27 protein-coding genes are annotated in these 25,284 nt (G+C 71.9%); 14 read left to right on the plus strand and 13 right to left on the minus strand.

The features are described 5' to 3' along the window. Window positions 1-13: 13 nt before the first annotated feature. Window positions 14-2,893, plus strand: a complete 2,880-nt coding sequence (locus ABCS02_RS31155) for a bifunctional YncE family protein/alkaline phosphatase family protein (protein WP_345839601.1) — start codon at window positions 14-16, stop codon at window positions 2,891-2,893. Window positions 2,894-2,942: 49 nt separating this feature from the next. Here ABCS02_RS31155 and ABCS02_RS31160 read toward each other — a convergent pair whose 3' ends face one another. Then, window positions 2,943-3,506, minus strand: coding sequence for a YbhB/YbcL family Raf kinase inhibitor-like protein (locus ABCS02_RS31160; protein ID WP_345839602.1), 564 nt, complete (start codon window positions 3,504-3,506; stop codon window positions 2,943-2,945). 53 nt (window positions 3,507-3,559) lie between these two features. Beyond that, entirely contained in the window at window positions 3,560-4,312 is a 753-nt protein-coding gene (locus ABCS02_RS31165; RefSeq protein WP_345839603.1) for a CDP-alcohol phosphatidyltransferase family protein, read from the minus strand. A 124-nt stretch (window positions 4,313-4,436) separates the two neighbouring features. Between ABCS02_RS31165 and ABCS02_RS31170 the strand changes: the two genes are divergently transcribed. Genes ABCS02_RS31170 through ABCS02_RS31205 form a run of 8 tightly spaced genes read left to right on the plus strand, consistent with a single transcriptional unit; the run spans window position 4,437 to window position 11,415 of the window. Continuing rightward, the gene (locus tag ABCS02_RS31170; protein WP_345839604.1) at window positions 4,437-5,414 is read left to right on the plus strand and encodes a zinc-binding alcohol dehydrogenase; all 978 of its coding nucleotides are present in this window, start codon (window positions 4,437-4,439) and stop codon (window positions 5,412-5,414) included. Continuing rightward, window positions 5,414-5,812, plus strand: a complete 399-nt coding sequence (locus tag ABCS02_RS31175) for a 6-carboxytetrahydropterin synthase (protein ID WP_345839605.1) — start codon at window positions 5,414-5,416, stop codon at window positions 5,810-5,812. Before ABCS02_RS31170 ends, ABCS02_RS31175 begins: the two co-directional genes overlap by 1 nt. Next, window positions 5,809-6,870 carry a glycosyltransferase family 4 protein gene (locus ABCS02_RS31180; RefSeq protein WP_345839606.1) on the plus strand — a complete coding sequence of 354 codons (1,062 nt, stop codon included), beginning with the start codon at window positions 5,809-5,811 and terminating at the stop codon, window positions 6,868-6,870. The genes ABCS02_RS31175 and ABCS02_RS31180 overlap by 4 nt, the downstream gene beginning before the upstream one ends. Then, complete coding sequence (locus ABCS02_RS31185; RefSeq protein WP_345839607.1) at window positions 6,867-7,715, plus strand: SAM-dependent methyltransferase; 849 nt, start codon at window positions 6,867-6,869, stop codon at window positions 7,713-7,715. The genes ABCS02_RS31180 and ABCS02_RS31185 overlap by 4 nt, the downstream gene beginning before the upstream one ends. Next, window positions 7,712-8,701 carry a lysylphosphatidylglycerol synthase transmembrane domain-containing protein gene (locus ABCS02_RS31190; protein WP_345839608.1) on the plus strand — a complete coding sequence of 330 codons (990 nt, stop codon included), beginning with the start codon at window positions 7,712-7,714 and terminating at the stop codon, window positions 8,699-8,701. The genes ABCS02_RS31185 and ABCS02_RS31190 overlap by 4 nt, the downstream gene beginning before the upstream one ends. Continuing rightward, a complete protein-coding gene (locus ABCS02_RS31195) occupies window positions 8,698-9,393 on the plus strand; it encodes a dihydrofolate reductase family protein (protein WP_345839609.1) in 696 nt (231 codons plus the stop codon). Before ABCS02_RS31190 ends, ABCS02_RS31195 begins: the two co-directional genes overlap by 4 nt. After that, window positions 9,390-11,018: a CDP-alcohol phosphatidyltransferase gene (locus tag ABCS02_RS31200; RefSeq protein ID WP_345839610.1), complete on the plus strand. Its 1,629-nt coding sequence runs from the start codon at window positions 9,390-9,392 to the stop codon at window positions 11,016-11,018. The genes ABCS02_RS31195 and ABCS02_RS31200 overlap by 4 nt, the downstream gene beginning before the upstream one ends. 52 nt (window positions 11,019-11,070) lie before the next feature. Beyond that, window positions 11,071-11,415, plus strand: coding sequence for a hypothetical protein (locus ABCS02_RS31205; RefSeq protein WP_345839611.1), 345 nt, complete (start codon window positions 11,071-11,073; stop codon window positions 11,413-11,415). 40 nt (window positions 11,416-11,455) lie between these two features. On the opposite strand, the gene ABCS02_RS31210 is transcribed toward ABCS02_RS31205, so the two are convergent. Then, a complete protein-coding gene (locus ABCS02_RS31210; protein ID WP_345839612.1) occupies window positions 11,456-12,643 on the minus strand; it encodes an MFS transporter in 1,188 nt (395 codons plus the stop codon). 108 nt (window positions 12,644-12,751) lie between these two features. Between ABCS02_RS31210 and ABCS02_RS31215 the strand changes: the two genes are divergently transcribed. Further along, complete coding sequence (locus tag ABCS02_RS31215) at window positions 12,752-13,150, plus strand: hypothetical protein (protein WP_345839613.1); 399 nt, start codon at window positions 12,752-12,754, stop codon at window positions 13,148-13,150. A gap of 6 nt (window positions 13,151-13,156) precedes the next feature. Here ABCS02_RS31215 and ABCS02_RS31220 read toward each other — a convergent pair whose 3' ends face one another. From ABCS02_RS31220 to ABCS02_RS31235, 4 genes are all read right to left on the minus strand, one after another. Continuing rightward, the gene (locus ABCS02_RS31220; RefSeq protein WP_345839614.1) at window positions 13,157-13,561 is read right to left on the minus strand and encodes a hypothetical protein; all 405 of its coding nucleotides are present in this window, start codon (window positions 13,559-13,561) and stop codon (window positions 13,157-13,159) included. 10 nt (window positions 13,562-13,571) lie between these two features. Next, window positions 13,572-14,237 carry a DUF433 domain-containing protein gene (locus ABCS02_RS31225; protein WP_345839615.1) on the minus strand — a complete coding sequence of 222 codons (666 nt, stop codon included), beginning with the start codon at window positions 14,235-14,237 and terminating at the stop codon, window positions 13,572-13,574. 75 nt (window positions 14,238-14,312) lie between these two features. Further along, a complete protein-coding gene (locus tag ABCS02_RS31230; protein ID WP_345839616.1) occupies window positions 14,313-14,987 on the minus strand; it encodes a methyltransferase domain-containing protein in 675 nt (224 codons plus the stop codon). A 54-nt stretch (window positions 14,988-15,041) separates the two neighbouring features. Next, window positions 15,042-16,070: an alpha/beta fold hydrolase gene (locus ABCS02_RS31235; RefSeq protein ID WP_345839617.1), complete on the minus strand. Its 1,029-nt coding sequence runs from the start codon at window positions 16,068-16,070 to the stop codon at window positions 15,042-15,044. Window positions 16,071-16,185: 115 nt separating this feature from the next. On the opposite strand from ABCS02_RS31235, the gene ABCS02_RS31240 reads away from it, so the two are divergent. Beyond that, window positions 16,186-16,980, plus strand: coding sequence for an alpha/beta fold hydrolase (locus ABCS02_RS31240; protein WP_345839618.1), 795 nt, complete (start codon window positions 16,186-16,188; stop codon window positions 16,978-16,980). 248 nt (window positions 16,981-17,228) lie between these two features. Here the strand turns inward: ABCS02_RS31240 and ABCS02_RS31245 are convergent, their stop codons facing one another. Then, entirely contained in the window at window positions 17,229-17,549 is a 321-nt protein-coding gene (locus ABCS02_RS31245) for a hypothetical protein (RefSeq protein ID WP_345839619.1), read from the minus strand. An 81-nt stretch (window positions 17,550-17,630) separates the two neighbouring features. On the opposite strand from ABCS02_RS31245, the gene ABCS02_RS31250 reads away from it, so the two are divergent. Next, complete coding sequence (locus tag ABCS02_RS31250) at window positions 17,631-18,167, plus strand: dihydrofolate reductase family protein (RefSeq protein WP_345839620.1); 537 nt, start codon at window positions 17,631-17,633, stop codon at window positions 18,165-18,167. 97 nt (window positions 18,168-18,264) lie between these two features. On the opposite strand, the gene ABCS02_RS31255 is transcribed toward ABCS02_RS31250, so the two are convergent. Together ABCS02_RS31255 and ABCS02_RS31260 are read right to left on the minus strand one after the other, a co-directional pair. After that, entirely contained in the window at window positions 18,265-18,906 is a 642-nt protein-coding gene (locus tag ABCS02_RS31255) for a helix-turn-helix domain-containing protein (RefSeq protein ID WP_345839621.1), read from the minus strand. Between the two features lie 5 nt (window positions 18,907-18,911). Continuing rightward, the gene (locus tag ABCS02_RS31260; protein ID WP_345839622.1) at window positions 18,912-19,346 is read right to left on the minus strand and encodes a VOC family protein; all 435 of its coding nucleotides are present in this window, start codon (window positions 19,344-19,346) and stop codon (window positions 18,912-18,914) included. 229 nt (window positions 19,347-19,575) lie between these two features. Here ABCS02_RS31260 and ABCS02_RS31265 point away from each other — a divergent pair, with 229 nt between their 5' ends. Further along, window positions 19,576-20,847, plus strand: coding sequence for an ATP-binding protein (locus tag ABCS02_RS31265; RefSeq protein ID WP_345839623.1), 1,272 nt, complete (start codon window positions 19,576-19,578; stop codon window positions 20,845-20,847). A gap of 18 nt (window positions 20,848-20,865) precedes the next feature. On the opposite strand, the gene ABCS02_RS31270 is transcribed toward ABCS02_RS31265, so the two are convergent. After that, window positions 20,866-21,666 carry a thioesterase family protein gene (locus ABCS02_RS31270; protein WP_345839624.1) on the minus strand — a complete coding sequence of 267 codons (801 nt, stop codon included), beginning with the start codon at window positions 21,664-21,666 and terminating at the stop codon, window positions 20,866-20,868. A gap of 48 nt (window positions 21,667-21,714) precedes the next feature. On the opposite strand from ABCS02_RS31270, the gene ABCS02_RS31275 reads away from it, so the two are divergent. Continuing rightward, a complete protein-coding gene (locus tag ABCS02_RS31275; protein ID WP_345839625.1) occupies window positions 21,715-21,858 on the plus strand; it encodes a hypothetical protein in 144 nt (47 codons plus the stop codon). Window positions 21,859-21,874: 16 nt separating this feature from the next. Here the strand turns inward: ABCS02_RS31275 and ABCS02_RS31280 are convergent, their stop codons facing one another. Together ABCS02_RS31280 and ABCS02_RS31285 are read right to left on the minus strand one after the other, a co-directional pair. Next, window positions 21,875-24,223 carry a glycoside hydrolase family 3 C-terminal domain-containing protein gene (locus ABCS02_RS31280; protein WP_345839626.1) on the minus strand — a complete coding sequence of 783 codons (2,349 nt, stop codon included), beginning with the start codon at window positions 24,221-24,223 and terminating at the stop codon, window positions 21,875-21,877. Between the two features lie 49 nt (window positions 24,224-24,272). Continuing rightward, window positions 24,273-25,283 carry a BadF/BadG/BcrA/BcrD ATPase family protein gene (locus ABCS02_RS31285; protein ID WP_345839627.1) on the minus strand — a complete coding sequence of 337 codons (1,011 nt, stop codon included), beginning with the start codon at window positions 25,281-25,283 and terminating at the stop codon, window positions 24,273-24,275. Window position 25,284 lies beyond the last annotated feature (1 nt).

Raw genomic sequence — 25,284 nt, forward strand, 5'->3', positions numbered from 1 at the left:
AAGGTCTCGACCCATGCCTCGCAACACCCCCCGGCGCCAGAAATCCGGCAGTCGCCGGTTCTCCGCCCTCACGCCGCGGCAGCGCGTCCTCGCGGTCACCGCGGCGACCTGCGCGCTCGTCGTCCTCGGCGGCGGCATCGCCACCGCCTCCACCATCGCCTTCGGAAACCAGCAGGTCGGCGTGAACTACGCCAATGGCGAGCAGATCTCGTCCGACCAGGTGATCCAGCCGGCCGGGACGCGCCTGATGACGCCGTTCGGCAAGCTGATGGGCTCGACCGTCAGCCCCGACGGCCGCTTCCTCGTCGGCACCAGCGCCGACCGCTCCGTCGACCTCCAGGTCTTCGACCTCAAGACCTACAAGCCGGTCGCTGCGGCGGGCACGCTCTCGGCGACCTCGTTCGCGACCGCGGCCACCAACGCCGGTTACGGCTCGATGAAGTACCTCAAAATCTCGGACGGCACCGTCGGCCAGGAGGGCCCCGTGTTCTCGCCCGACGGGAAGTTCCTGTTCGCGCCGGTCGCGACAGGCATCGTGCGGTACCCGTTCAACGCGGACGGCTCGCTCGGCGCCGGCACGACGATCGCCATCCCGAACTCCGCCGCCGGCCAGGAGGCGCTGACCGCCGGGATGACCTTCTCGCCCGACGGCTCGACCCTCTACGCCGCGGTCAACGGCCAGAACACGGTCGTCGCGATCGACCCGGCCGCCGGCACCATCAAGCAGACCGTCGCGGTCGGCATCGCTCCGCGCCAGCTGACGTTCGTCGGGAGCAAGCTCTACGTCTCGAACGAGGGCGGCCGCTTCGCCCTCCCGGGCGAGACCACGATGGGGTCGTACGGCACGTCGGTCCCCGCCGACACCACCCTCGGCACGTCGACGACCGGCACGGTCAGCGTCATCGACACGGCGAACCCGTCGGCCGCGGTCGCGTCCATCCCGGTCGAGCTCCACCCGACCGCGATGCACCTCAGCGGCACGACCCTGTACGTCGCCAACACGAACAGCGACACCGTCTCGGTGATCGACACGCGCTCCGGCGCCGTCGTCCAGACGATCGCGACCCAGCCGTGGGCGTCGTCCAAGACCGGGTACCAGCCGACCGCGGTCACCCTGCAGGGCGACCACCTGCTGGTCTCCCTCGGCAACGCCAACGCGATCGCCGTCTACAAGATCAACCCCGCCGACCCGCGCGACCCCGCGAGCCTCATCGGCCTCCTGCCGACCGACTACTACCCCGAGAACGTCGCGGCGGTGAACGGCTCGATCGTCGTCACGAACACGCGCGGCATCGACGCGCGCGGGCCGGGGATCACCGTCAACAAGGGTGCGGGCGTCCCGATGGTGACCGGGCACGGCACGCACTCGACCACCGCGTCGCTCACCAAGTTCGTGCTCCCGAGCGACCAGGACATCCGCAAGGCGACCGCCCAGGTGTACGCGCAGAACGGCTGGACCGAAACCTCCCTCAAGCAGGCGGAGGGCGACCGGAGCGACAACGCGTCGGTGGCCATCCCGAAGCGTCTGGGAGACCCGTCGGCGATCAAGCACGTGTTCCTCGTCGTCAAGGAGAACCGCGGCTACGACCAGCTCTACGGCGACATGAAGCAGGGCAACGGCGACCCGTCGCTGACCCAGTTCGGGCAGACGGTCACGCCGAACCAGCACTCCCTCGCCTCCCAGTTCGGCCTGTACGACAACACGTACGACATCGGGACGAACTCGGCCGAGGGCCACAACTGGCTGATGCAGGGCGACAACACCGCCTACACCCAGACCAGCGCCGGCGAGTACACGCGCTCCTACGACACGGAGGAGGACGTGCTGGGCCACCAGCGCAGCGGCTTCCTGTGGAACTCGGTGCAGTCCGCCGGGAAGAGCGCGAAGAACTACGGCGAGTTCGAGTACGGCGAAGGCAAGCCGGCCGGCGCGACCTGGCAGCAGTACTACTGCGCCGCCACGAGCGTCATGGGCGGCGGTTCGCCCGCGCAGCTCTTCGACCCGTCGATCAAGTGGAACGCGGGCTCGGTCATCCCGTCGCTGAACGCGATCTCCGACCCGAACGCGGCGCCGTTCGACCTCGCGGTTCCGGACATCTACCGGTACGAGACCTGGAAGCAGGACTTCGAGAAGAACGGCCCGTCCAACTTCAACATGGTCTGGCTCTCCAGCGACCACACCGGAGGCACCGCCGACCCGAAGGCGATGGTCGCGGACAACGACCTCGCCCTCGGCAAGATCGTCGACGAGATCTCGCACTCGCAGTACTGGAAGGACTCCGCGATCTTCGTGGCGGAGGACGACAGCCAGGACTCGGCCGACCACGTGGACGGACACCGGGCGCCCATCCAGGTCATCAGCCCGTACGCGGTGCACGGGAAGACCGTGAGCACCTACTACTCGCAGATCAGCATGGTCCGCACGATCGAGCAGATCCTCGGCGCTCAGCCGCTCAACCAGAAGATCGCCGCGGCGACGCCGATGGTGGACGCGTTCCAGAACAAGCCGGACCTGACGCCGTACACCGCGGTCCCCAACCAGGTCCCGCTGACGGAGGGCGTGGCGACCAAGCCGGCGTGCGGCTACGACACCCTCGGCCAGACCGGAGCCGCGGCCGCCGCGGTGAACGCCCAGGCCGCGAAGGACGCCGCCGTACCGGACTCCGAGAAGTCGGTCGCTGCCGAGTGGCAGAAGTGGGCCGGAAAGCAGCACTTCACCGGAACGGCCGGCCACCCGGCCATCCCGGACTACGACAACCCGCTGCTGATGAACCGCTACACCTGGTACCAGACCAAGCACTGGACGTCGCCGTACCCCGGTGACGCGAAGATCTACGGTCCGAACGACGTTCCGGGCATCGCGCCTGGATCGGTCAACCACGACGACGAGTAGCCGTCGGAACGCGGACGCCCCTGCCCCTCGTGGGCGGGGGCGTTCGTGTTTACGGGTTCTCGTACGTGCCGTCGAGCCGGGCGCGGGCGATGACGTGACCGCTCATCGCACGCACCACGTCCTCCAGCCCGAAGGAGGCGGGGAGGTCGAGACGGCGATCCAGGGCGAACAGCTGGAAGACGTAGGCGTGCGGCCCGTGCGACGGCACCGGCATCGGGCCGTGCCAGCCGCGGGAGCCGAGCGACCCCCGGCCGTAGGCGACCCCGGCCGCTGCGCCCTTCCGCGCCAGGCCGCCCTCCGGCAGCCCGCCGAGCGACGGGTCGATGCCCCGCGCGATCGTGTGGATGGCGGGCTCGGCGCGCGGGGCGTCCGGATCCTCCACGATGAGCACCAGCTCCTCGGCGGCGACCGGCGGCGCCGTCCACTCGAGCGCGGGAGACAGGTCCTGCCCGAACAGCCGCCCGCGATACTGCGCCGGGATGGGCGTCCCGTCCGCGAACGCCGGGCTGGTCAGCACGAACGACTCCGGACCCTGCAGCCCGTCGCGGAGCCAGACGACCTTGTCGTGCCCGGCACGCCGATCGCGCAGTGCCCGTCCGATGGGGTTCGGCATGGTGGGGCCTTTCGGGGAGGGGTGGGTGCGAGGGCCAGCCTAGAGGACGCTGCTCATTTCTCCATCGTAGGAAGCCGATCGGCTGGCTGTTCCTCCCGCACCCGCACTCTCTCCCGCACCAACCACACCACATCCCGCCCGAACGACTCCCCCAGCAGCACCAGCGCCCCCGCGACCAGCACCGCGGCCACCACCGGCAGCCCCCCCGTGCACGCCACCGCGAGCGCCACCCCCGCGTACGCCGTCACCACCTTCCGCCAGTACCGGTACGGCAGCGTCGCGCGCATCCACGGCAGCGCCCACCCCGCCGCCACGAACGCGTACCGCAGCACCCCGATCGCCAGCACCCAGACCCCGAGCACGGGCGCGACGTACACACTGAGCACCAGCAGCAGGAACGCGTCCACCTCCATGTCGAACCGGGCGCCCAGCTCGCTCGTGCTCCCGGTGTGCCGCGCCACCCAGCCGTCGACCGCGTCGAGCGCGAGGGCGGGGATGACCAGGCCGACCAGCAGCGGCACGGGCACGGCCCCGGTGAACGACGCCACCACGAGTCCCGTGATCAGCCCGACCAGCGTCGAGCGCATCGAGGTGACGATGTTGGCGGGGCCGAAGCGTTCGGTCCGGCGGCGCTGGAGGCCGCGGACCAGCAGCACGTTCGACACCAGGAGGTACGCCGCGGCCGCCGCCCAGCCCGTCGCGGGCAGCGGCGTCATCCACCACTCGACCGAGAGCAGTCCGATGAGGAGGACGAGCGCGACGCCCGCGCCGGCCCAGCCGACCGCTGCGAGTTGAACCCTTTTCACCTGAGCCTCGTGTCTTTGGGGAACGGCACCGTGCGCTGCCGCATCTTGCCTTAACACGCAGCGTGTGCACGGATGGTTCACAACGGTCCCGGCCCATCGGGAGTCACCGCGAGAGGAGCTGGACGTGCTCGAAGCCACCGCGTTCTGGGTCGTGGAGCCCGGCGTCGGCGCCCTGCGGCCCGAGCCGCTGCGGGAGCCGCGCGACGGGGAGGTGCTGGTCCGCACGCTGCGCACGGGGGTGAGCCGCGGCACCGAGGCCACCGTGTTCGCCGGCCGTGTGCCGCCGAGCCAGCACAATCGGATGCGGGCGCCGTTCCAGGAGGGCGACTTCCCGGGGCCGGTCAAGTACGGCTACCTCAACGTGGGCGTGGTCGAGCAGGGGCCCGCCGAGCTGGCCGGGCGCACCGTGTTCACACTGTTCCCGCACCAGTCGGCCTTCGTTGTGCCGCCCGCCGCTGTGTTCCCGGTGCCGGAGGACGTGCCCGCCGAGCGCGCCGTGCTCGCGGGGGCGGTGGAGACCGCGGTCAACGTGCTGTGGGACGCGGCGCCGCTGCTCGGCGACCGGATCGCGGTGATCGGCGCCGGGATGATCGGCTGCTGCGTCGCGCGGCTGGCGCACGGCATCCCGGGCGTGGAGGTCACGCTGGTCGACGTCGACCCGTCGCGGCGGGAGGTCGCCGGGCGGCTGGGCGTGGACTTCGCCGAGCCGCAGGACGCCCCGCACGACCGCGACCTCGTCATCCACACCAGCGGATCGGAGGCCGGACTGCGGCTCGCGCTGGAGACCGTCGTCGCCGACGGCGAGGTGATCGAGGCGAGCTGGTTCGGCGACCGGCCGGTGACGCTGATGCTCGGGGAGGACTTCCACTCCCGGCGGCTCACCCTACGGTCGAGCCAGGTCGGTGAGGTGTCGCCCCGCCGGCGCGACCGGCGCAGCCACGCCGACCGCCTGGCGCTCGCACTCGACCTGCTGCGGGACCCGGCGTTCGACGCCCTCCTGACGGGGTCGTCGTCGTGGCGGGACCTGCCGGAGGTCCTCGCACGACTGGCGGCCGACCCCGGCCCCGAGCTCTGCCACAGCATCGATTGGAGTGACGCCTGATGCCGTTCACGGTCACGGTCCGCGACCACCTCATGGTCGCCCACAGCTTCACCGGCGCGGCGTTCGGCCCCGCGCAGCGACTGCATGGCGCGACCTTCGTCGTGGACGCGACCTTCGGAGCGGACGAGCTCGACGAGGACGGCGTCGTGGTCGACATCGGCCGGGCGACGGCCGCGCTCGCGGAGATCACCGGCTCGCTCACCTACCGCAATCTGGACGACGAGCCCGCGTTCGCCGGGATGAACACCACCACGGAGGTGCTGTGCCGGGCGATCGCCGACCGGCTCGCGGAGGCCGCGGCCGCCGGGTCGCTCGGCCGCGCGACCGGGCTGACCTCCATCGCCGTCACGCTTCACGAGTCCCACATCGCGTGGGCGAGCTATTCGAGGCCGCTGTGACCGAGCTGCACTTCGTGGTGCCGGACAGCATCGACGACCCCCGCCTGGTGAGCGGCGGAAACCGCTACGACCAGCGCGTCCGCGACGGCCTCCGCGCGGAGGGGTGGACGGTGCACATGCTCCTGGTCACCGGCCGCGGAACGGGCTGGACGGGACGAGCGCTGGCGGCGCTGCCCGAGGGGGCGCTCGCGCTGGTCGACGGACTCCTGGTGTCCCGCGAGCCGGAGGCGATCGTCGCGCACCGGTCGCGGCTGCGGATCGTGGTGCTGGCGCACATGGTCGCGGCGCCGACCGACTCGGGCGATGGGATGCTCGGCGACCGCGACCTCGCCGCTCTGCGCGCCGCCCGCCGCATCATCGCGACGAGCGCGTGGACCCGCTCCCAGCTCCTCGAACAGGACGCCGCCGACCCGCACCGGATCGTGGTCGCCCGCCCGGGCGTCGACCCGGCCCCTGCGACGGGGGCCTCCGCGGGCGGCGGGCGGCTGCTGTGCGTCGCCGCGGTCGCGCCGCACAAAGGACAGGACCTCCTGGTGCGCGCCCTCGCCGGCTTCGCCGACCGCGACGACTGGACCTGCACGCTCGTCGGCTCGCTGACGGTCGCCCCGGACTTCGTCGCGGCGCTGACCGCCGTGATCGACGCCGCCGGCCTGGCCGGGCGGATCCGGTTCGCGGGCGTCCTCGACCCGCGCGCCCTCGCGGAGGCGTACGGGGAGGCCGACCTCGTCGTGCTGCCGTCGCGCAGCGAGAGCTATGGGATGGCCGTCGCCGAGGCGCTCGCGCACGGCGTCCCGGTGCTCGCGACCGGCGTCGGCGGCCTCCCCGAGGCGATCGCGCGGGAGGACGCCGCGATGATCGTCCCGCCGGACGACGCCTGGGCGCTGCGCGTGGTGCTGCAGCAGTGGTGGGCCAGCGCGGCGCGGCGGGACGCTCTGAAGGCGGCGGCGCTGGAGGCCCGCGAGGCCGGCCGGCGCTGGGAGGACACGATCGCGGTGCTCTCCTCCGCGCTGCGCGAGGCCGCTGTGGAGGACCTGCGCCCGGAGGCGGTGCCGTCGTGAGCGGGATGCTGGAGGTCAGTGCCGACTGGCTCGCGCTGCGGGAGGCCGAGGACGGGCGCGCACGGTCGCGTCGGCTCGCGCGCCTGGCGGCTGGGCTCGTCGGCGCCGACGCGACGCACGGCCGCCCGGTCACCGTGCACGACCTCGGCAGCGGCACCGGCTCGATGATGCGCTGGCTCGCGCCGCAGCTGCCCGGTCCGCAGAGCTGGGTCCTCCACGACTGGAACGCCGGCCTCACCGCCCACGCGACCGAGGCACAGCCTCCCCTCGACCGCACCGGCCTGCCGATCACGGTCGTCTCCCGGGTCACCCCGCTCGACCGGCTCGCTGCCGCCGACCTCGCCGGCGCCGACCTGGTGACGGCCTCCGCGCTCCTCGACGTCGTGACCGCGCGGGAGGCGCACGCGATCGTCGACGCCTGCCTCGCCGCCGGCGCTCCCGCGTTCCTGCCGCTCAGCGTGACGGGGGACGTGGAGGTGCGCCCCTGGGACCCGCGCGACATCCTCTTCGCCCGCGCCTTCAACGAGCACCAGCGCCGGGAGGTCGACGGCCGCCGCCTGCTCGGGAGGTTCGGCGCGCCGATCGTGCGCGGGCTCTTCACGCGCGCGGGCTGGCACGTCCGCACCGCGCTGACGACGTGGCGGCTCGACCGTCGCGAGCCGCTGCTGCTCGGCGAATGGTTCGACGGCTGGACCGATGCGGCGGTGGAGCAGGCGGAGGTCGACCGCGACCGCACACTGCTCGACCACGCCGACGGGTACCGGGAGCAGCGCCGGGAGCAGCAGCGACGCGGCGGACTGTCCGCCGTCGTCTACCACCTCGACGTGCTGGCCTGGCCGCGATGACCGTTCGGCTGAACGCAGCGGTGGAGGAGGAGGCGCCCGCGGCGACGACCCCCGGACTCCGCCGCGCCCTCGCCCGCCCCTGGCTCCGGATCACGCTCCGCGTCGTCGTCCCGGTCGTCATCCTGATCGCGATCGTCGCCCGCGTCGGCGCCGGCCCCTTCCTGCACGGCCTCCTCAGCCTCGACGGACCGACGGTGATCGCCGCGTTCGCCCTGACCGCGATCGCCACGGTCGCGGCTGCCTGGCGCTGGCGCCTGATCGCCGGACGGCTCGGCGTCGGGATCCGCTGGTCCACGGCGATCGGGGCGTACTACCGCTCGCAGTTCGTGAACACCGTGCTGCCCGGCGGCGTGGTCGGCGACGTCCAGCGCGCGGTCGATCACGGCCGGAATGCCGACCGGATGGGAGCCGCGGCACGGGCCGTCGCACTGGAGCGGCTGGTCGGCCAGGCCGTGCAGCTCGTGCTCGCGGTCGTCATCCTCGCCATCGTCGGGATGGAGTTCGAGGGCGTCGTGCTGCCGCTGCTCGGCGTCGCCCTCACGGCCGTGATCGTCGGCGGAGCGGTCACGGCGTCCGCCAGCAGGCGCGTCCGGCGGGCGCTGGCGCGCGAGTGGCGGGAGGTCAGGGAGGGCCTCGGCTCGGTGTCGGTCTGCGTCCGGGCGGTCGTCGCGTCCGTGGTCGTCTGCGCCTGCCACCTGGGCACCTTCGCGATCGCGGCCGTCGCCGTCGGCGCGGACGTGCCGCCGCTGCGCATGCTCGCGCTCGGGATGGTGGTGCTGCTCGCGGCCTCCATCCCGTTCAACCTCGGCGGCTGGGGCCCGCGGGAGGGCGCGGCCGGGTGGGCGTTCGCGATGGCGGGCTTCGGCGCCGCGGCGGGCGTCTCGGCGGCCACGCTGTACGGCGTGCTGGCGTTCGTGTGCTTCGCCCCGGCGGCGCTGATCGTGCAGTCCGCGACCGTTGTGCAGCGGAGGAGGATGCGGCCATGACCGAGCGACCGTATGTGACCGTGAGCTGCGCCATCTCCCTCGACGGCTACCTCGACACCGCGCGACCGCCCAAGCTCGCGCTCTCGAACGCCGCCGACTTCGACCGGGTGGACGAGGTCCGCGCGCGGCACGACGTCATCCTCGTCGGCGCGCGCACGGTGCGCCGCGACAACCCGCGTCTGCTCGTGCGCAGCGCCGAGCGCCAGGACCGCCGGGAGGCCTCCGGCAAGTGCCGCACGCCGTGGAAGGCGACCGTGACCTCGACCGGCGACCTCGATCCCCGCGCGAACTTCTTCACGCTCGGCGACACCCTGAAACTCGTGTACTGCCCGAGCGCGCAGCGCAGCCGGCTCACCGACCAGCTCGGCGATGCCGCCACGGTCGTGCCGCTCGGCGACGACGTGCGGATGACCGACCTGCTCACCGACCTCGGCGAGCGCGGCGTGCGGCGCCTGATGGTGGAGGGCGGCGGGACGACGCTGACCCAGTTCCTCTCGGAGGGGCTGGTGGACGAGCTGCACCTCGCGGTGGCGCCGTTCTTCGTCGGGGACGGGGACGCGCCGCGCTTCGTCGGCGAGGGCTCGTACCCGTGGACGAGCGACAGCCGCGCCGCCCTCGTGGAGGCCCGCCCGATCGGGGATGTCGTGCTGCTGCGCTACGCCCTGTCCGACCGGTTCGGGGGCTTCCCGTGAACCGCGCGCGCCGGGGTCGCCGGGTCTGGAGCGCCGTCGCCACCGCCCTGGCCGCCGTCACCCTCTTCCTCGCCTCCCTCGCCCCCGGCCTGGTCGCCTCCGACTCGGCGCTCGCCCTCGTGCGCGTCCCGCTGGAGTGCGTCGTCGCCCTGGCCGCGCTCATCCTGCTCCCGTGGCGGTGGGCGCGCCGCACGCTCGCGATCCTCGTCGCCCTGCTGCTCGTCCTCTCGACGATCGTGGCGGCGCTGGACCGCGTGTTCCAGGCCACGGTCGGCCGGCCCTTCGACGTGGTGTCCGGCTGGTCCGAGCTGGTGGACGGGTACGGCGTGGTCCGCGACTCCACCGGGACGGCGGGCGCGATCGGCATCCTGGCGCTCGTCGCGCTCCTCGCGATCGCGGCCGTCGTCGCGGTCGCCGCGTCGCTGCTGCGCCTGGCGCGCGTCCTCGTCCGGCGGCGCCGGCCGAGCCTGATCGCGGCCTCCGCGGTCACGGCCGGCTGGCTGGTCCTCGCACTGGTCGGCGCGCAGCTCGTGCCCGGCGAGCCGGTAGCGGCGGCGGACGGCGTCACCGCCGCGGCGACCACGGTGAACCAGGTGCAGGTCGCCGCCCGCGACCAGGCCGTCTTCGACCGCGCGGCCTCCACCGACCCGTACGCGGCGCTTCCGTCCTCCGACCTGCTCACCGGGTTGAAGGGCAAGGATGTCGTCGTCGTCTTCGTGGAGAGCTACGGACAGGTCGCCGTGCAGGGCACCTCCTTCTCGGCGGGGGTGGACGCCGTCCTCCGCAGCGGGAACGCCGCCCTCGCGGCGCACGGCTACTCCGAGCGCAGCGCCTTCCTGACCTCGTCCACGTTCGGCGGGATCAGCTGGCTCGCGCACTCCACCCTGCAGACCGGCCTGTGGGTCGACTCCCAGCAGCGCTACGACCAGGTCACCGCGGGCACCCGGTTCACCCTCAGCGACGCCTTCCGCAAGGCGGGCTGGCGGACCGTCAGCGACGTCCCCTCCGACTCGAAGCCGTGGCCGGTCGGGACCTCCTTCTACCACTACGAGCAGGAGCTCAACGCGACCAACGTCGGCTACCACGGCCCGAGCTTCAGCTACGCGCAGGTGCCCGACCAGTACAGCCTGGCGTACTTCCAGCAGCACGAGCTCTCCGGGCCGCACCAGCCGCTGATGGCGGAGATCGACCTGGTCTCGTCGCACACGCCGTGGACGCCGCTGCCGAAGCTCCTGCCCTGGGACCAGCTCGGCGACGGCTCGGTCTACGACCCGCAACCGGCGGAGGGCCTCCCGCCGAGCGTCGTCTGGCAGGACCCGCACCACGTGCAGCAGCTCTACGGCCAGTCGATCGAGTACACGATGGGCGCGCTGACCTCGTTCCTGACCACGTTCGACGACCCCAACCTGGTGCTCGTGGTGCTCGGCGACCACCAGCCGGCGACCGTCGTCAGCGGGCCGGGGGCGAACCACGAGGTCCCGATCAGCATCATCGCGAAGGACCCGGCCGTCACCGAGCGGATCGCGTCGTGGGGGTGGCAGCCCGGGCTCCTGCCGTCGCCGGGCGCGCCGGTCTGGCGGATGGACGCCTTCCGCGACCGCTTCCTGACGGCCTACGGGCCCTGAGCCCGGATCAGACCCCTCCTCGCGGGGAGGTCTCGCGCGCTATCGTCTGTCCATGTCTGAGTGGGCACCGTCGCGGCTGCGCAGCCTCCCCGTGCTGGCGCTGGCGGGCGCGTCGATCGCGTTGGCCGTTGCCGTAGCCGCTTTCGTGCGGTCGTGGGTGGACGGCGGCGAGGCGGGCCTGTCCGACGTCATGATCGGCGCGATACCGATGACGATTGTTGCGATCCCATCCACTGCGATCGCCATCGTCGCTCTCGCGAAACATGAGCACCCCCGATGGATGGCCGTGACGGCAGTCGTCATCAGCGGGGTCCTGGCGTCGCTCGGCGGACTCGTTCTCTCGCTGACACTGCTCCTGCAGATCGAACTGTCCATGATGGCGGAGCTGCCGCGCTGACGGAGGCGGCCGGTAGAACGATCCCTGCGTGAGGTCCGCGCTACCCCTCCGGCGACGACGGGAACGACCGCCGCGCCACCAGGATGACGACAAGCCCCACGACCACCAGCGCCGCCCCCGCGAACGGGAGCCACCCCAGCCCCGGCCCGGCCAGAACCGCCGCGCCGACCGCCGCCCCTCCCCCGATCCCGATATTCGCCGTCGAGTTCACGAGCGCCCCGATGACCTCCGGAGTCGCGCCGCGCGTCCGGATCGCCGCCGTCTGGAACACCGACGCCACCCCGCCGAAGCCCGCGCCCCACACCACCGCGGCCGCGAGCACGCCGGCGAGCGCCGGGAACGCGATCCCGACCCCGACCAGCCCGACCGTCACCGCGCCGAGCAGCGTCAGCACGGTCGCGCGCGGCCTCCGGTCGAGCGTGGCCGCCGCGAACCACGTCCCGACGAGCCCGACCGCGCCGATCCCGAGCAGGACAGGACCGACTCCGGCCAGAGGGAGCCCGGTCGCGAGCAGGATCACCGAGACGAACGTGTAGACGGTGAACTGGCCCAGGTACACGAGCGCGTTCGTCGTCGACACGACGCCCAGCCGCACGCGGCGAGCGCCCGCGCCCTCACCGGTGTGCCCGGTGCCGCCTCCCGGGACCGCCGGCAGCAGCGCCGCGACGACGACGACGGTGATCGCGCACACCCCGGCCAGCACGCCGAACGCCGCACGCCAGCCGAGCGCCGTTCCGAGGGAGGTCGACAGCGGCACGCCGAGCACGAACCCGGCCGAGGCTCCCGCGGTGACCAGCGCCAGCGCGCGCCCGGTGAACGCGGAGGTCACCAGCCGGGACGCGTACCCGATGCTGACCGAGAAGAACAGCGCGTGCGCGATCCCCCCGAAGGCCCGCCCCGCCGCCAGCACGCCGAAGTTCGGGGCCACCGCCACGACCAGGTTGCTGAGGGTGTACGCCACGAGGGTGGACTGGAGCAGACCCTTCCGGGAGAACCGCGCCGTCGAGAGGGTCAGCGGCACCGCCAGCACTGCGACCATGAACGCGTAGACCGTCACGAGCAGCCCGGCCACCGAGTCGGACACGCGCATGTCGCCGCCGATCGCCGGCAGCAGCCCGACCGGCAGCATCTCCGTCGTCACCGCGAGGAAGGTCGCGACCGTCAGCGCGACGAGCCCGCCCGCCGCCTCGCGCACGGTGCCTGGGCTCCAGTCCGACGCGTGAGGCATGGTTGCGATGCTAGCCCTGCGCCTCCGATTGAACCGATACTGAGGCTCGTTCGTGTTCCCTGTGAGGCCTTCAGCGGTGGAGGCCACGAGACGGAAGCGGGTAGTGCCATGACCGAGAGCAGCCAGGGGCCCCTGTGGCTCATGCGCATCCTGAGCGCGATCGTGCTCGTGCTGATCGGCGGGATCCATCTGTTCCTGATCTTCGACGGCGTCGGCGGCCTGCTCGGCGTGCTGTTCGTCCTCAACGCCGTCGCCGCCTTCGTGCTGGCGATCGGGATGCTGGTGCTGCGCGGCGCGTGGCTGCGGCTCGCCACGACGCTCAGCCTGCTGTTCGTCATCGCCAGCCTGGCCGCCCTCCTGCTCGCGCTGACGGTCGGCCTGTTCGGCATCCGGGAGGTGTGGACGTTCACCCTCGTCCCGGAGACCGTCATCATCGAGGCCATCGGGATCGTGGTGCTGGGGATCACGTCGGGGGTCGCGTTCCGGCGGCGGGCGCGGGTGGCGTGACGGCGCCTACCCGAGCAACTTGAGCGTCTGAAGCCCCTGTCCGGTCACGCTGACGATGTACGGTCCGGGGTGGGAGTTTGCGCGATTGAAAATCGCCCGCTGGTGACCCAAGAGCCTTCCCGCCTTCGCGGCACCGGTGAGCTGGCTGCTCCCTAGCGCGAAGACACGAGCTCCGGCCGCGAGGACAGCCTTCGCTTCCAGAGGTCGTTTCGCTATCGCCTTGTCGCCGGTCAGAAGCACCTCGCCCTCACCTGTCGCTTCGTGGATCCAGTCGATGTCAGCGAGCTGTTGCGCTGCAATGGGACCGTACCGCTCGCGCATGCTCACGACCGCCCATCCCGCGGCACGGAGCGCTCCGAGCACGTGATGATCACCGAGGCTCCGGTCGGTGAAGAACCGAAGCTCTGCCACGTATGCCCGCCTATGCGGCCGCGAGTGCGAGGCGCTCGACGGTCGCGTTAGGAAGGTCGAAGTCGGCAGCGACTTCTTCCATCGTCTCGCCGGCTGCGATCCGATCAAGGATGTCATCGACACGGATCCCGTATTGCGTAAGCGTGGGTTGGCCGAAGTTGATCTGCGGGTCGACCGTGATATCCGCACCGTCGACTCGCGGAATCCGGAGCTGACCGACGAACCCGTCCCGATAGTCGACGCGTTTCAGGTGCTCGCGGACGATCTCGCCGAACGTTGCGTCGCCGTTTCGAACGACGACCAGGCGATTGTCGTCGAAGGCCGCATCCCTCTGTCGCAGATCCCAGAGAATCTCCGCGCCATCCGTCTTCAGCCGATCGCTTGCGAGTGCGTGCTCGACACCGATCTGAGTACGGAGTTGCTCCAGCGCCGGCCTGATACGACGCATGGGTACACCCGCTTGAGCGAACGCCTTCACGATCCAGGCCTCAGCCAGGCCGATGAACGGCACCGTGTAACCTCGCCCGGGACGGTCCACCGTGATGAACGGCGGCTTACGGTTTCCGGAAGTCGTCGTGTAGCCGGTTGCCCAGTGATTGAACGTCGACCGCGGCATCCTGATGATGTCAGCGGCCTCGGCCTGCGCGTAGATGGGGGTCATGAGCAGCTCGTCCACGATGGCTCCCTCCGCCGATGTGCTGACAGAAATACTACCGGGTTGGAGGATGCCCGCCGCGTTATCCACACCTCTTCACGTGACGGCCACCCCCGCGATCTGCGTGTTGAACGGCAGGAAGGGCGTCCGCACGCGGTAGCGCTCCACGTCGACGCGCGCGAAGCCCGCCGCGCGGAGGGCGCCCTCCAGGTCGCGTTCGCAGGAGCAGCCCTCGAACGTCCACGCCCACGGCCGGCGCAGGAGTCGCTGGACCCGCCGGGTCGGGGTCCCGTCCGGTGCCGCGACGTGCTCCACGAACCGGTACGTGCCGCCCGGACGCAGGATGCGGCGGACCTCGGCGAGCACGGCCTCCGGGTCCTGCACGGTGCAGAGCACGAGCGAGGAGATCACGGTGTCAACGCTGTGGTCGGCCAGTCCGGTGCGCTCGGCCAGGCGCTCGCGGAGGTCGAGCCGTACGCCCGCGCGGTCGGCCGCGGCGCGCAGGCGGGCGTGCATGTGGCGGTTCGGCTCCACCGCGATCAGGGTGGCGCCGCGCGGGAGGTGGCGGAGGTTCGCGCCGACGCCGGGACCGAGCTCGACGACCTCCGCCGGGAGGCCCGCGAACGCCCGCTGCTTGTGCGGCCGGAGCTTGCGCTCGATGTACGGGTCCATGACGCGGAAGAACGCCGCGTTGAATGGGCCGCGGAGGGCGTGCTGCTCGAAGTCGGTGGCTCCGGGCAGCGTCGGAGCAGTGCTGGTGACTCGGGTCATGGAGGTCAGCCTCCACGACTCCGCGCGCCGATCCAGGCGGGGAACTACCCCACTTCAGCGGCCCGACCCGCCCTCCCGCTGCGCCGCGTACCAGGCGGCCACCTGCGCGCGCGAGCGGAAGCCCAGCCGCAGCCGGATGCGCTCGACGTGCCCTTCCGCCGACCGCTCGTCGATGCCGAGGCGGTCGGCGATCTCCCGGTTCGTGCGGCCGTCGGCGATCAGCGCGGCGACCTCCGTCTGCCGCTCGGTGAGCGTGCCCGCACCACGTCGTGACGCCCGGAGGCCGAGGAAGCGGCGCACGGTCGCGACCAGCTCGTGGGCGTCTCCGGCGTACGGGAGGTGCGACCGCCCGGGGAGCACCACGAGTTCCGCGCCCGGGATGCCCTCCGCCAGCGCTCTCGCCTGCGCCACCGGAGCCGCGCGGTCGTGGTCGCGGTGCACGACCAGCGTCGGCGCCCGGACCCGGCCGAGGAGGTCGCCGACGTCGAGGCGGTAGCTGAGCTCCAGCAGCGCCCTCGCGGTCGCGGCGTCCGACGACGCGCGCTGATACCGGCCGAACTCCTCGCGCGTCGTGGCGTGGGCGTCCGGCGCGAAGATGTCGGTAAGGACGTCGGAGCCGAGGCCCCAGTGCGACTCCACCAGCGCGAGGATGTGGTCGCGCGCGCTCGGCGGCGACAGCTCGGCGCCCGACCACCAGCCGCCGTAGAGCACCAGCCGCCTGACCCGCTCGGGATGCTCCGCGGCCCACGCCACCGCGATCGGCGCACCCATCGACGACCCCATCAGGTCGAACGGCGCTGGGCCGACCCCCGCGGCCACGGCGTCCAGCTCCTCCAGCTCGAACGCGAGCGACGGCGGCCGGTCCGAGGGGGAGGACAGCCCGCACCCCGCGCGGTCGTACCGGACCAGCAGGCAGCCCTGCGCGAGGCTCTCGAAGTAGGCGCGCTCCTCCGGGATCTCCCAGCTCAGCTGCAGGTGGCCCACCCAGCCCGACACGTACAGCAGCGGGCGGCCGGCCCCGGCCGTCGCGAACGCAAGCTCGGCGCCGCCCTCGGTCGTCAGCCTGCTGATGCGCTGCTGCATGCGTACATTGTGCGGCGCGCGGGAGGCCGCGGCACCAGTCGCGGCGTCGGCCCACGGGATTACCATGACGACCGACGCGCGCCCCCGCTCATCCGTGCGCGCGGGAAGGAGCGACATGGCCGAAGGGACCCTCACCCGAGCCGGCGCCACCCTGAGCTACGACGTGGAGGGCGACGGCCCGACGGCTCTGCAGGCGCACGGGCTGACCTCCAGCCGCACCGCCGACCTGGACCTGCTCGACCTCCGCCCGCTCGCCGCGCACGGCCGCCGCCTCGTCCGTTACGACGCCGCCGGCCACGGACTCTCCGCCGGTCCCGACGATCCGGAGCGCTACCGCTGGACGGCCCTCGCCGACGACCTGCTGGCCGTGCTCGACGCGGTGGGCCAGACCGAGCCGGTGGACGCGGTGGGCATCTCGATGGGGACGGGCACGATCCTCACCGCCGCCGTGCGGCATCCCGAGCGCTTCCGCCGCCTCGTCCTCGCCCTGCCACCGACCGCGTGGGGGACCCGCGCGGCGCAGGCCGGCATCTACGGACAGATGGCCGACCTCCTGGAGGCGCAGGGCTGGGACGCACTCATGGACCTGATGGCGGCCTCCACCCTGGCGATGCCGCCCGTGCTCGCCGAGCGCGGCGTCACCCCGGAGCCGCAGTTGCAGCCCGCGACCGCGCCGGCCGTGCTGCGGGGAGCGGCGCTGTCCGACCTGCCGAGCCCGGAGCGGATCGCGACGCTGCGCCTGCCGGTGCTGCTGCTCCCGTGGGCGGGGGACGCCGGCCACCCGCTGTCGAGCGCCGAGCGGCTGCACGAGCTGATCCCCGGCTCGGAGCTGTTCGTGGCCGAGAACGCGGCCGACGCGGACACCTGGCCGGAACGTGTGGAGGCGTTCCTGGCCGGAGCCGCGGGTTAAGCGAAGGTGAAATCGCGGCGGAGCGGGTTGATCTCCCGCCGTCGTCGCACTACTGTCTCACGACGTGAGCCGTCCGCCGCTGACCCGAACCGCCCTCTGGGTGCGCGAGCGTGCCTGTGTGCCGCTCGTGCTCGCCGAGGCGCGGGGCGCCACCGTGCGCCGTGCGGCACAGGTCACCGAGCTCGCCAGCGCACGGCAACAGCCGGCTCGGCGGTCGCGCCGGCGCCGCGCGGCCTGAGCGACCAGGCTCAGGAGTCCATGCCCACCGCGGGCTCCCCGACGAACTGGTGCGCCTCCGCCGCGAGCTCGGGCCAGTCCTCCGCGTCGGCGATGCTGACCCAGGCCCCCTTCGCCTCCGCTCGGCCGGCCGCGACCGGCGCGGCCACGTCCCGCCCGATGAGGTCGCCGGCGCGGGCCTCGGGCAGGTCGACGACGAGCTCGCCGTCGTCCAGGTAGGCGAAGAGCGTCCCGCGCACGTGGAGGCCGGTGGCCGTCTCGGACACGTCGAGGTCCGGGTCCTGGAGCAGCTGCGTGGTGAGCAGATCGTAGGAGACGACGGGGTCGGTCATTGCGGATCCTCTCGGTCGTTGGTTCTATACAAGCGGATGCGCGGGGCGCTGCACAGTGCCCCGTTCGACAGGAGGGTGCGCATGCGGAAGATCGTGGTCTACGAGCTGGTGTCGCTCGACGGGGTGGCGGAGGACCCCGACGGGTTCATCCCGGACTGGGACGAGGACATGGACGCCAACCTGGGCGTGGTGATCGGGTCGCAGGACGCCGTCATCGTCGGCCGGCGCAGCTACGACGACTGGGCGCGGTACTGGCCGGGCAAGGACATCCAGCCGTTCTCGGACTTCATCAACGGGGTGACGAAGTACGTCGCGACGTCGGCGCCGCTGGAGCCGGAGTGGCCCGGAGCGGAGGCGGTGGACGGCGACATCGTGGAGTTCGCGCGGCGGCTGAAGGAGGGCGACGGCGGCGACATCGGCGTGCACGCCAGCATCTCGGTCGCCCAGACGCTGCTGGCCGCGGGCGTCGTGGATGAGCTGCGGCTGGTGATCGCGCCCGGTGTCGCGGAGGGCGGGCGGCGTCTGCTGGAGGGCGTGCCCGCGCTGCGGTTCGAGACGATCGCGAGCGGGGTGTCCTCCACCGGCTACCTCCTGCTCGGCTACCGCGTCCTCCCCTGACGCTGTCGCGCCGCCGACCTCTCGCCGAAGGGCACGTTAACGCCCTTAAAACCGCGTTTTAGGGGCGTTAACGTGCCCCTCGGTGGCTGCGCGCGGGTCACGCGGCGAGGTGGAAGGTGGTGGCGAAGCGCGTGAGGAGCGTGCGGGGGCCGCGCAGGACCTCCACCACTCCGGCGTCGATCGCGGCCTCCGGCGTGAGCTCGCCCGAGATGAGCCGGCGGATGCCGGGCCCGCTCGCGAACGCCAGGTCGGCCGGCCCGTCGCCGCGAACAACCACGAGTCGCGGCCCCTCCACGTGGATGAGCAGCCCGTCGTCCCCGAACCGCGCACCGTAGGCAGTGGCAGGAAGCTCGGCGGCGACGGCAGGCTGGAACGCCGTGCGCAGCGACATCGTCATCGAGTCCGGGGTGATGATCTGCTCGTCGCGCGGGTCGCCGAGCGCCTTGAACCCCCAGGCGCCGAGTGCGAGCACGACCGGTTCGAGCTCCCGCCCGTACGGCGTGAGCTCGTAGAGGATGATGCGCGAGCGCGGCGCCCGGCGGATGATGCCGGCCGCCTGCAGCTCCTTGAGCCGCGCCGCCAGGATGTTGCTCGGGATGCGGGGGAGCCCCGCGGCGAGCTCGCCGTAGCGGCGCGGCCCGACGAGCAGGTCGCGGACGATCAGCAGGGCCCAGCGCTCCCCCACCAGCTCCAGGGCCTGGGTGATCCCGTCGTACTGCCCGTAGTCGCGCGCGACCATCGACCTCAGGCCTGCTGGCTCAGGTACGCCTCAGGGCCCTTCGCGGCGGCGACCGGGTCCATCCACCCGAACTCGAGGATGTTGCCGTCCGGGTCGGTGAGCTGGCGCTGGTACATGAAGCCGTAGTCCGCCGGCTCCTTGGTCTCGGTGCCGCCGGCCGCCAGCCCGTCCGCGACAGTGGCGTCGACGAGCTCGCGGCTGTCGAGCATGACGGAGGTGGACGCCGACACGTTCTTCGTGGGCTCGCCGACGGGGAGGTCGGTGAAGCTCTGGAAGAAGTCGCGCGTGACGATCATGAAGTAGTTGTGGTCCTCCTCGACGACCACGCACGCGGCGTTGTGGTCGGTGAAGAGGGGATTGATGGTGAATCCGACGGCCGAGTAGAACGCCTTGGCGCGCTCCAGGTCGGTCACGGGCAGGTTGACGAACATCGCGGTCATTATGGTCTCCCTTGTCATGGTCCGCTGTTGATGTGTTGATACTTGCAAAAAACAAGTGGGGCGTCAAGGGGTGATTTCGCGAGTTGGCCCGGAACATCCCGGCCACACGCGAAGACCTCGTGGACGCCCTCGAAAATCTCAAACAAAGCTCCTCGGGAAACCCAAACAGACAGGCTCGAAAAACTAAAATAGACTGGCTCGAAAATCTAAAACAGATTAGGCTCGACCCATGTCGATCGCGGAAAGCCCCCTGCTGAGTCGACGAGCCCTCCGTGCAGCACTCCGACGCCTCGAGGAAGACCCCGTCGTCCTCCTCGAGGGTCCGAGAAGTGTCGGCAAGTCCACCGCGCTGCGCGAGTTGGCTGCGGCGGCCGGTTCGACCATCCTCGATCTCGACGACCTCGCAACACGCGACGCGATCTCCTCCGATCCAGCATTGTTCTTGACGGGCTCGCCACCGGTGTGCGTCGACGAATACCAGAAGGTTCCTGCCATTCTCGACGCGATCAAAGCCGAGCTGAATCACGCAACCTCCCCTGGCCGCTTCCTACTCGCCGGCTCGACGCGCTACGAGGCACTCCCCCAAGCTGCTCAATCTCTGACCGGACGCCTCGACCGAGTCGCGATCCAACCATTCACCCAGACGGAGATCGACGGTACCGAGAACACCTTCGTCGCACAGCTCTTCGGCGATCCCGAATCGCTCATCACCGGTGCAGCGTCCGCGACCTCCCGCGAAGAATACATCCAGAGGATCGTCCGAGGCGGGTTCCCGCTCGCGATCGAGCGGCCGACCCCTGCATCCCGTTCACGCTGGTTCGAAAGCTACGTGCGGCTCACGCTGGAGAGGGACGCCCAGGAACTCGGCAAGCTCCGGCAGGCTGCGGCCCTCCCCCGCCTCCTCGGTCGCCTGGCCGGTCAGACCGCGCAGGTTCTGAGCCTCACAGAAGCCGGAGCCGATATCGGCCTGTCCGCTCCCAGCGTCGAGAGCTACACACGCATCCTCGAAGCCGTCTTCCTCGTCAACCTGCTCCCCGCGTGGGGAACGACCCTGACCGCTCGCACCAGCAACCGACCCAAGATCCACGTCGTCGACTCCGGGGTCGCGGCGCACCTTCTACGGTTGAGCGCCGAACGATTGGCTCGGCGTGACGCCCCGGCACTCACCGAATTCGGCCACCTCTTGGAGACGTTCGTCGTCGGGGAAGTGGGTCGGCAGACCAATTGGATGGACAGCATCGCCGGAACAGGACATTGGCGCACCTACGACGGCGACGAAGTCGATTTCGTCGCCGAACTCCATGACGGCAGTGTCGTGGCGATCGAGGTGAAAACAGGCCGACGCGTGGCCGGTACGGACTTGCACCCCCTCCGACGCCTGCGGGATCGACTGGGCGACCGTTTCGTCGCCGGAGTGGCCCTCTATCTCGGAGAACGCTCCTACACCTACGACGATCGCCTCCACGTCATCCCGGTCGACAAGCTCTGGCTGACCTACTGACCCAGCAGGCCGTCACCCCTACTCCGTCAACCGCCGCACCGTCAGCGACTGCTCCGCGAACCCCACCGCCCCCGCACGGTCGTGCAGCACCGAGCGCGTGATCCCGAGCCCGGTCGACCCGAACACGACCTCCGTGTCCAACCCCAGCCACTTCCCGCTCGGCGCCCGGTGGAGGTGGATGGTGAGGTCCACATTCGGGAACATCCACCGCGTCGGGTGCTCGCGCACCGCGACCCCGTTCGCCGTGTCGACCAGCGTGATCCACGCCGTCACCGGGGCGACTTCCACGCCCTCGATGAGCTCGCAACCGGTCGACAGCCAGACGGTCGCGCGGCCGGCCTCCGGGAAGTGCACGGCACGGGTGTCGAGGGACGCGACGTAGCCGCCCTGCCAGGCGTCCATCATCGACCACGGGGTCGCCGAGTCCGGCGACGGCAGCGGCCCGGCGGCGCCGCCGGCCACCTCGGCGGTGTCGAAGTCGGCGAGCAGCCAGGCGCGCGCCTTCACGGCGGTGCGGCCGCGGATGACGGCCGTCGCCTCCACCAGCTCGATCGTGCGGCCCGGGCGGATCGTCTCGACCGAGAGCTCGACCTCGTCCAGGGCGAGGAAGCCGAGGATGTCGAAGCTGATCCGGGCGAGCTGCAGCGAGGCGCTCGCCTCGGCCGCGTGGCGCAGGATCGCGTGCGTGATCAGGCCGCCGAGCGGGCTGAAGTGCATCTCGTCGTCGGCCCACGCGCCGCCGGCGTGCGGGGTCGGGGTGAAGACGTTCTCGCTCCGCTGCACGAAGTAGGCGTCGGGGACGGTGGTGTCGGCGTTCATTCCCTCCAACGTAGGCGCAGGAGGGCCTCGCGAGCGACACTAGAGCGTATGAGCAGACACGAACGCAGGCGGGAGGCCGCGGCCGAGGCCCAGGAGCGGGCTCAGGCGGAGGCGGCGATCGAGGCGACGGAGACCGACGACACGTCGGTGGACGCGGACGAGACGCTGGAGTCGGAGGAGGAGCCGGGCTGAGCCGGAGGTCAGCGCGTCACCCCGCATGCCCCGCCACGAACCGTGACGTCGGCGCGCCGCCCTCTTCGGCTCCGCGCAGGTCCGAGTCGCGCACCAGTGGCGGGATCGTCGCGTCGTCGGGCAGTTCGATCGTGGCTGTCAGCCGGATGTCCCGGGAGGATGCGCCGACCTCGATCGTGAACGCACCGCCCTCGCGCCGCCACAGGCCGGTGCGGCCGTCCGGTCGGGTGGAGGCCGAGTCCCAGTAGGCGAAGTCCCGGCTCTCCAGGTCGAACGTCACGGTCGCCGTCGCGCCCGGTTCGAGTGCGACCTTCTCGAAGCCGCGGAGCTCACGGAGCGGGCGGTGCACCTCCGCCTCGGGGTCGCCGACGTAGAGCTGCACAACTTCGGCGCCCGCGACCGCGCCCACGTTGGTGACCGCGCAGGTCACGCGCACACGGCCGGCGGCGGCATTCACCACCTCGACGCGGAGGTCGCCGTACGAGAACGAGGTGTACGAGAGCCCGTGCCCGAACGGGTAGCGCACGCGCCGATCCAGCGCGTCATACCAGCGGTAGCCGATGAACACGCCCTCGCCGTAGACGACCGTCCCGCGCTCGCCGTTCCAGTTCGGGAAGCCGGGCGTGTCCTCGATCGCCAGCGGGAACGTCTCGGCGATCTTCCCCGACGGGTTGACGCGGCCGAAGAGCACGTCGGCGACGGCCGCGCCCACGGCCTGGCCGCCGAGCCAGGCCTCCACGATCGCGTCCACGCGGTCGTGCCACGGGTCCATCGTCACGGGAGAGCCGTTCGACAGCACGACGGTGAGGGAGGCGCCGGTGCGTTCGCGGAGGTCCGCGAGCGTGTCGATCAGCGCTGCCTGGTCGGCGGGGAGGTCGAGGGTGAACCGGTCGTTGGCCTCCTGCTCGTGCGAGAGCGGGAGGCCGGCGAACACGACGATCGACTCCGCCGACTCCGCGACGGCCACGGCCTCGTCGATCAGCCGGCGGGCGGCGTCGGAGAGCGGGCCGCTGCGCAGGCGCTGGACCGACTCCGCGATCCGCAGCTCCTCCACGAGGTACTCCGAGCGCAGCGACACAGCGGGGCGCTCCGAGACCCCGTGGGCCCGGAAGACCGCCGCGTTGTCGTCCTGGTAGGCGTTCTTCGGGATGTCGATGTACCCGGGGGCGTAGACCACGCGCTTCCCGGCGATCCCGCGCACCGCGTCGAGCGGCGCATCGACCCGGGTCGGATCGACCCCGGAGGAGCCGCCGCCCTGGATGCGCGCGTTCTCGGCGAACGCGCCGACGACCGCGATCGTGCCGCCGGACTCCGCCAGCGGGAGGACCGTGGCCTCGTTGCGCAGCAGCGTGACGCACGCGGCCGACGCCTCCCGGGCGAGCGCGTGATGCGCGTCGGCGTCCAGCAGGGCGAGCTGTTCGGGGCTGAGCCGGTCCCCCGCCGCGTGGACGAGGTCCATCACGGGCCCGTTCACCAGGTCCGCGCCCGGGTAGGTGCGGGCGACCAGCTCCAGCACGCGACGAGCCGACGCGTCCACGACCGACTCGTCCAGCTCGCCTGCGCGGACCGCTTCCACGACCTCCGCCACCGTCCGCCCGTGCGTGCCCGGCATCTCCAGGTCGAGGCCGGCGCGGAGGGCGGCCACCCGATCGTGCACGGCATCCCAGTCCGAGACGACGGCGCCGCCGTAGCCCCAGTCCTCCCGCAGCACCTCGGTCAGCAGCCACCGGTTCTGCGACGCGTGCACGCCGAAGAGCCGGTTGTAGGAGCACATCACCGTCCACGGGTCGGACGTGCGCACGACCCGCTCGAAGGCGGGCAGGTACGTCTCGCGCAGCGTCCGCTCGTCGGCCACGACCGAGATGCGGGTGCGCTCGATCTCCTGGTTGTTCGCCGCGAAGTGCTTCAACGACGCTCCGACCCCGGCCGACTGGAGGCCGTCGACGTACGCAGCACCGAGCTCGCCCGCGTGCAGCGGGTCCTCGGAGAAGTACTCGAAGTTGCGCCCGCACAGCGGCGAGCGCTTCATGTTCACGCCGGGGCCGAGCACGACCTGCACGCCCTCCGCCCGCGCCTCGGCGCCGATGGCGGCGGCGACCCGGCGCATCAGATCGCGGTCCCAGGAGGCGCCCATCGCGGAGGCGGTGGGGAACCCGGTCGCCGGGACCCACACCATGTCCACGCCGGTTTCCTTGCGGAGACCGTGCGGGCCGTCGCCGACCTCGATCGCGGGGACCGGCGCGGGCAGCCCCGGCCGGTCGATCGCCTGGGTGAACCAGTCGTCCACGCCGGAGAGCAGCGACGCCTTCTCCTCCAGGGTGAGGGCGGCGAGGACGTCGTCCACGACGAACGGGGGGACATGCATGGGGATGTGGCCTTTCGGAAGCCGAGTGGGAAGAAGAGACGGCACCGCGTCAGGTCGCGAGGAAGGCCTCAGGATGCTCGTGCCGGATGCGCGCGATCAGCCCAGGGGTCACGGCGACGCCACCCTCCGCGAGCGCGTCGAGGAGGACGCCGTGCAAGGGGGACTCCGCGGCGACGGTGACCGTGGCGGCCGGCGCGACCCTGCCGAGCTCGGCGACGATCGCGTCGCGCATCGCGGGGTGCTCGGAGGTCGCGACCGATCCGTTCAGCAGCACCGGCAGGTCCCCCGCGGCAAGATCCGCCCCGACCCTCCTGGCGCACCACTGCGCGTAGCGGACGAACGCCTCTGCCTGGTCGGCCACGATCCGCTGCGCGACCGCGTCGCCCTCCCCCGCCAGCGCGAGCACGATCCGGGAGGACTTCCACAGCTCGGTCCCCGGCAGCGCCCCGAAGCGCCGGGTGAACACGTGCCGCAGCTCGCCAGGGTCGGCCACGCCGTACTGGGTGCAGAGCGCCTCGGTGAGCCGCGTCGCCGGTCCCAGGCCCATCCACTCGCGGCACGCCGCTGTGAGCGCGCTGTTGCCGAGGCCCTGGCCGCCCAAGTCGTCGAACACGTACCAGCCGGAGCACTGCTCGCGGCCATCCTCCGAGCGCGCGGCGACCGCCGGACCGGTGCCGACCGTGATCGACAGCCCGACGCCGGTCCCGTCGATCAGGCGAAGCGAGGCGAAGCCGTCGTTCTTGACGCTCCAGCCGCCCATCCCGGCGAGCCGGTCGGCGATGCGCTCGTCCCAGAAGGTCGCATCCTCCGGGTAGTCGACTCCGGCCAGGCGGAAGGCCGCGGACCGGATGTCCGCGGCCGTTGCGCCCGCCTCGACCAGCGCCCCCTCCACCGCCCCGAAGACGGCCTCCTCGGCCACTTCGACGCTGTGGGCTCCGTAGATGTCCCCGCGCCCGCCGCGGCCACGGCCGAGCACGATGCCCGAGCCGTCGACCACCAGCGCGACCGTCTTCGAGTTGCCCGCATCGACAGCGAGGAACAGTGGCCCGGACTCCGCCATG

The organism is Microbacterium sp. X-17 (assembly GCF_039615055.1).

Bases quoted from the DNA above. Each gene is read 5' to 3' on its own strand.
- ABCS02_RS31260 (WP_345839622.1), bottom strand. From the start codon at position 19,346: ATGACCGCGATGTTCGTCAACCTGCCCGTGACCGACCTGGAGCGCGCC.
- ABCS02_RS31255 (WP_345839621.1), bottom strand. From the start codon at position 18,906: ATGGTCGCGCGCGACTACGGGCAGTACGACGGGATCACCCAGGCCCTG.
- ABCS02_RS31240 (WP_345839618.1), top strand. From the start codon at position 16,186: ATGGCCGAAGGGACCCTCACCCGAGCCGGCGCCACCCTGAGCTACGAC.
- ABCS02_RS31280 (WP_345839626.1), bottom strand. From the start codon at position 24,223: ATGCATGTCCCCCCGTTCGTCGTGGACGACGTCCTCGCCGCCCTCACC.
- ABCS02_RS31210 (WP_345839612.1), bottom strand. From the start codon at position 12,643: ATGCCTCACGCGTCGGACTGGAGCCCAGGCACCGTGCGCGAGGCGGCG.
- ABCS02_RS31215 (WP_345839613.1), top strand. From the start codon at position 12,752: ATGACCGAGAGCAGCCAGGGGCCCCTGTGGCTCATGCGCATCCTGAGC.
- ABCS02_RS31205 (WP_345839611.1), top strand. From the start codon at position 11,071: ATGTCTGAGTGGGCACCGTCGCGGCTGCGCAGCCTCCCCGTGCTGGCG.
- ABCS02_RS31285 (WP_345839627.1), bottom strand. From the start codon at position 25,283: ATGGCGGAGTCCGGGCCACTGTTCCTCGCTGTCGATGCGGGCAACTCG.
- ABCS02_RS31175 (WP_345839605.1), top strand. From the start codon at position 5,414: ATGCCGTTCACGGTCACGGTCCGCGACCACCTCATGGTCGCCCACAGC.
- ABCS02_RS31265 (WP_345839623.1), top strand. From the start codon at position 19,576: ATGTCGATCGCGGAAAGCCCCCTGCTGAGTCGACGAGCCCTCCGTGCA.
- ABCS02_RS31155 (WP_345839601.1), top strand. From the start codon at position 14: ATGCCTCGCAACACCCCCCGGCGCCAGAAATCCGGCAGTCGCCGGTTC.
- ABCS02_RS31270 (WP_345839624.1), bottom strand. From the start codon at position 21,666: ATGAACGCCGACACCACCGTCCCCGACGCCTACTTCGTGCAGCGGAGC.
- ABCS02_RS31275 (WP_345839625.1), top strand. From the start codon at position 21,715: ATGAGCAGACACGAACGCAGGCGGGAGGCCGCGGCCGAGGCCCAGGAG.
- ABCS02_RS31160 (WP_345839602.1), bottom strand. From the start codon at position 3,506: ATGCCGAACCCCATCGGACGGGCACTGCGCGATCGGCGTGCCGGGCAC.
- ABCS02_RS31235 (WP_345839617.1), bottom strand. From the start codon at position 16,070: ATGCAGCAGCGCATCAGCAGGCTGACGACCGAGGGCGGCGCCGAGCTT.
- ABCS02_RS31230 (WP_345839616.1), bottom strand. From the start codon at position 14,987: ATGACCCGAGTCACCAGCACTGCTCCGACGCTGCCCGGAGCCACCGAC.
- ABCS02_RS31195 (WP_345839609.1), top strand. From the start codon at position 8,698: ATGACCGAGCGACCGTATGTGACCGTGAGCTGCGCCATCTCCCTCGAC.
- ABCS02_RS31190 (WP_345839608.1), top strand. From the start codon at position 7,712: ATGACCGTTCGGCTGAACGCAGCGGTGGAGGAGGAGGCGCCCGCGGCG.
- ABCS02_RS31250 (WP_345839620.1), top strand. From the start codon at position 17,631: ATGCGGAAGATCGTGGTCTACGAGCTGGTGTCGCTCGACGGGGTGGCG.
- ABCS02_RS31245 (WP_345839619.1), bottom strand. From the start codon at position 17,549: ATGACCGACCCCGTCGTCTCCTACGATCTGCTCACCACGCAGCTGCTC.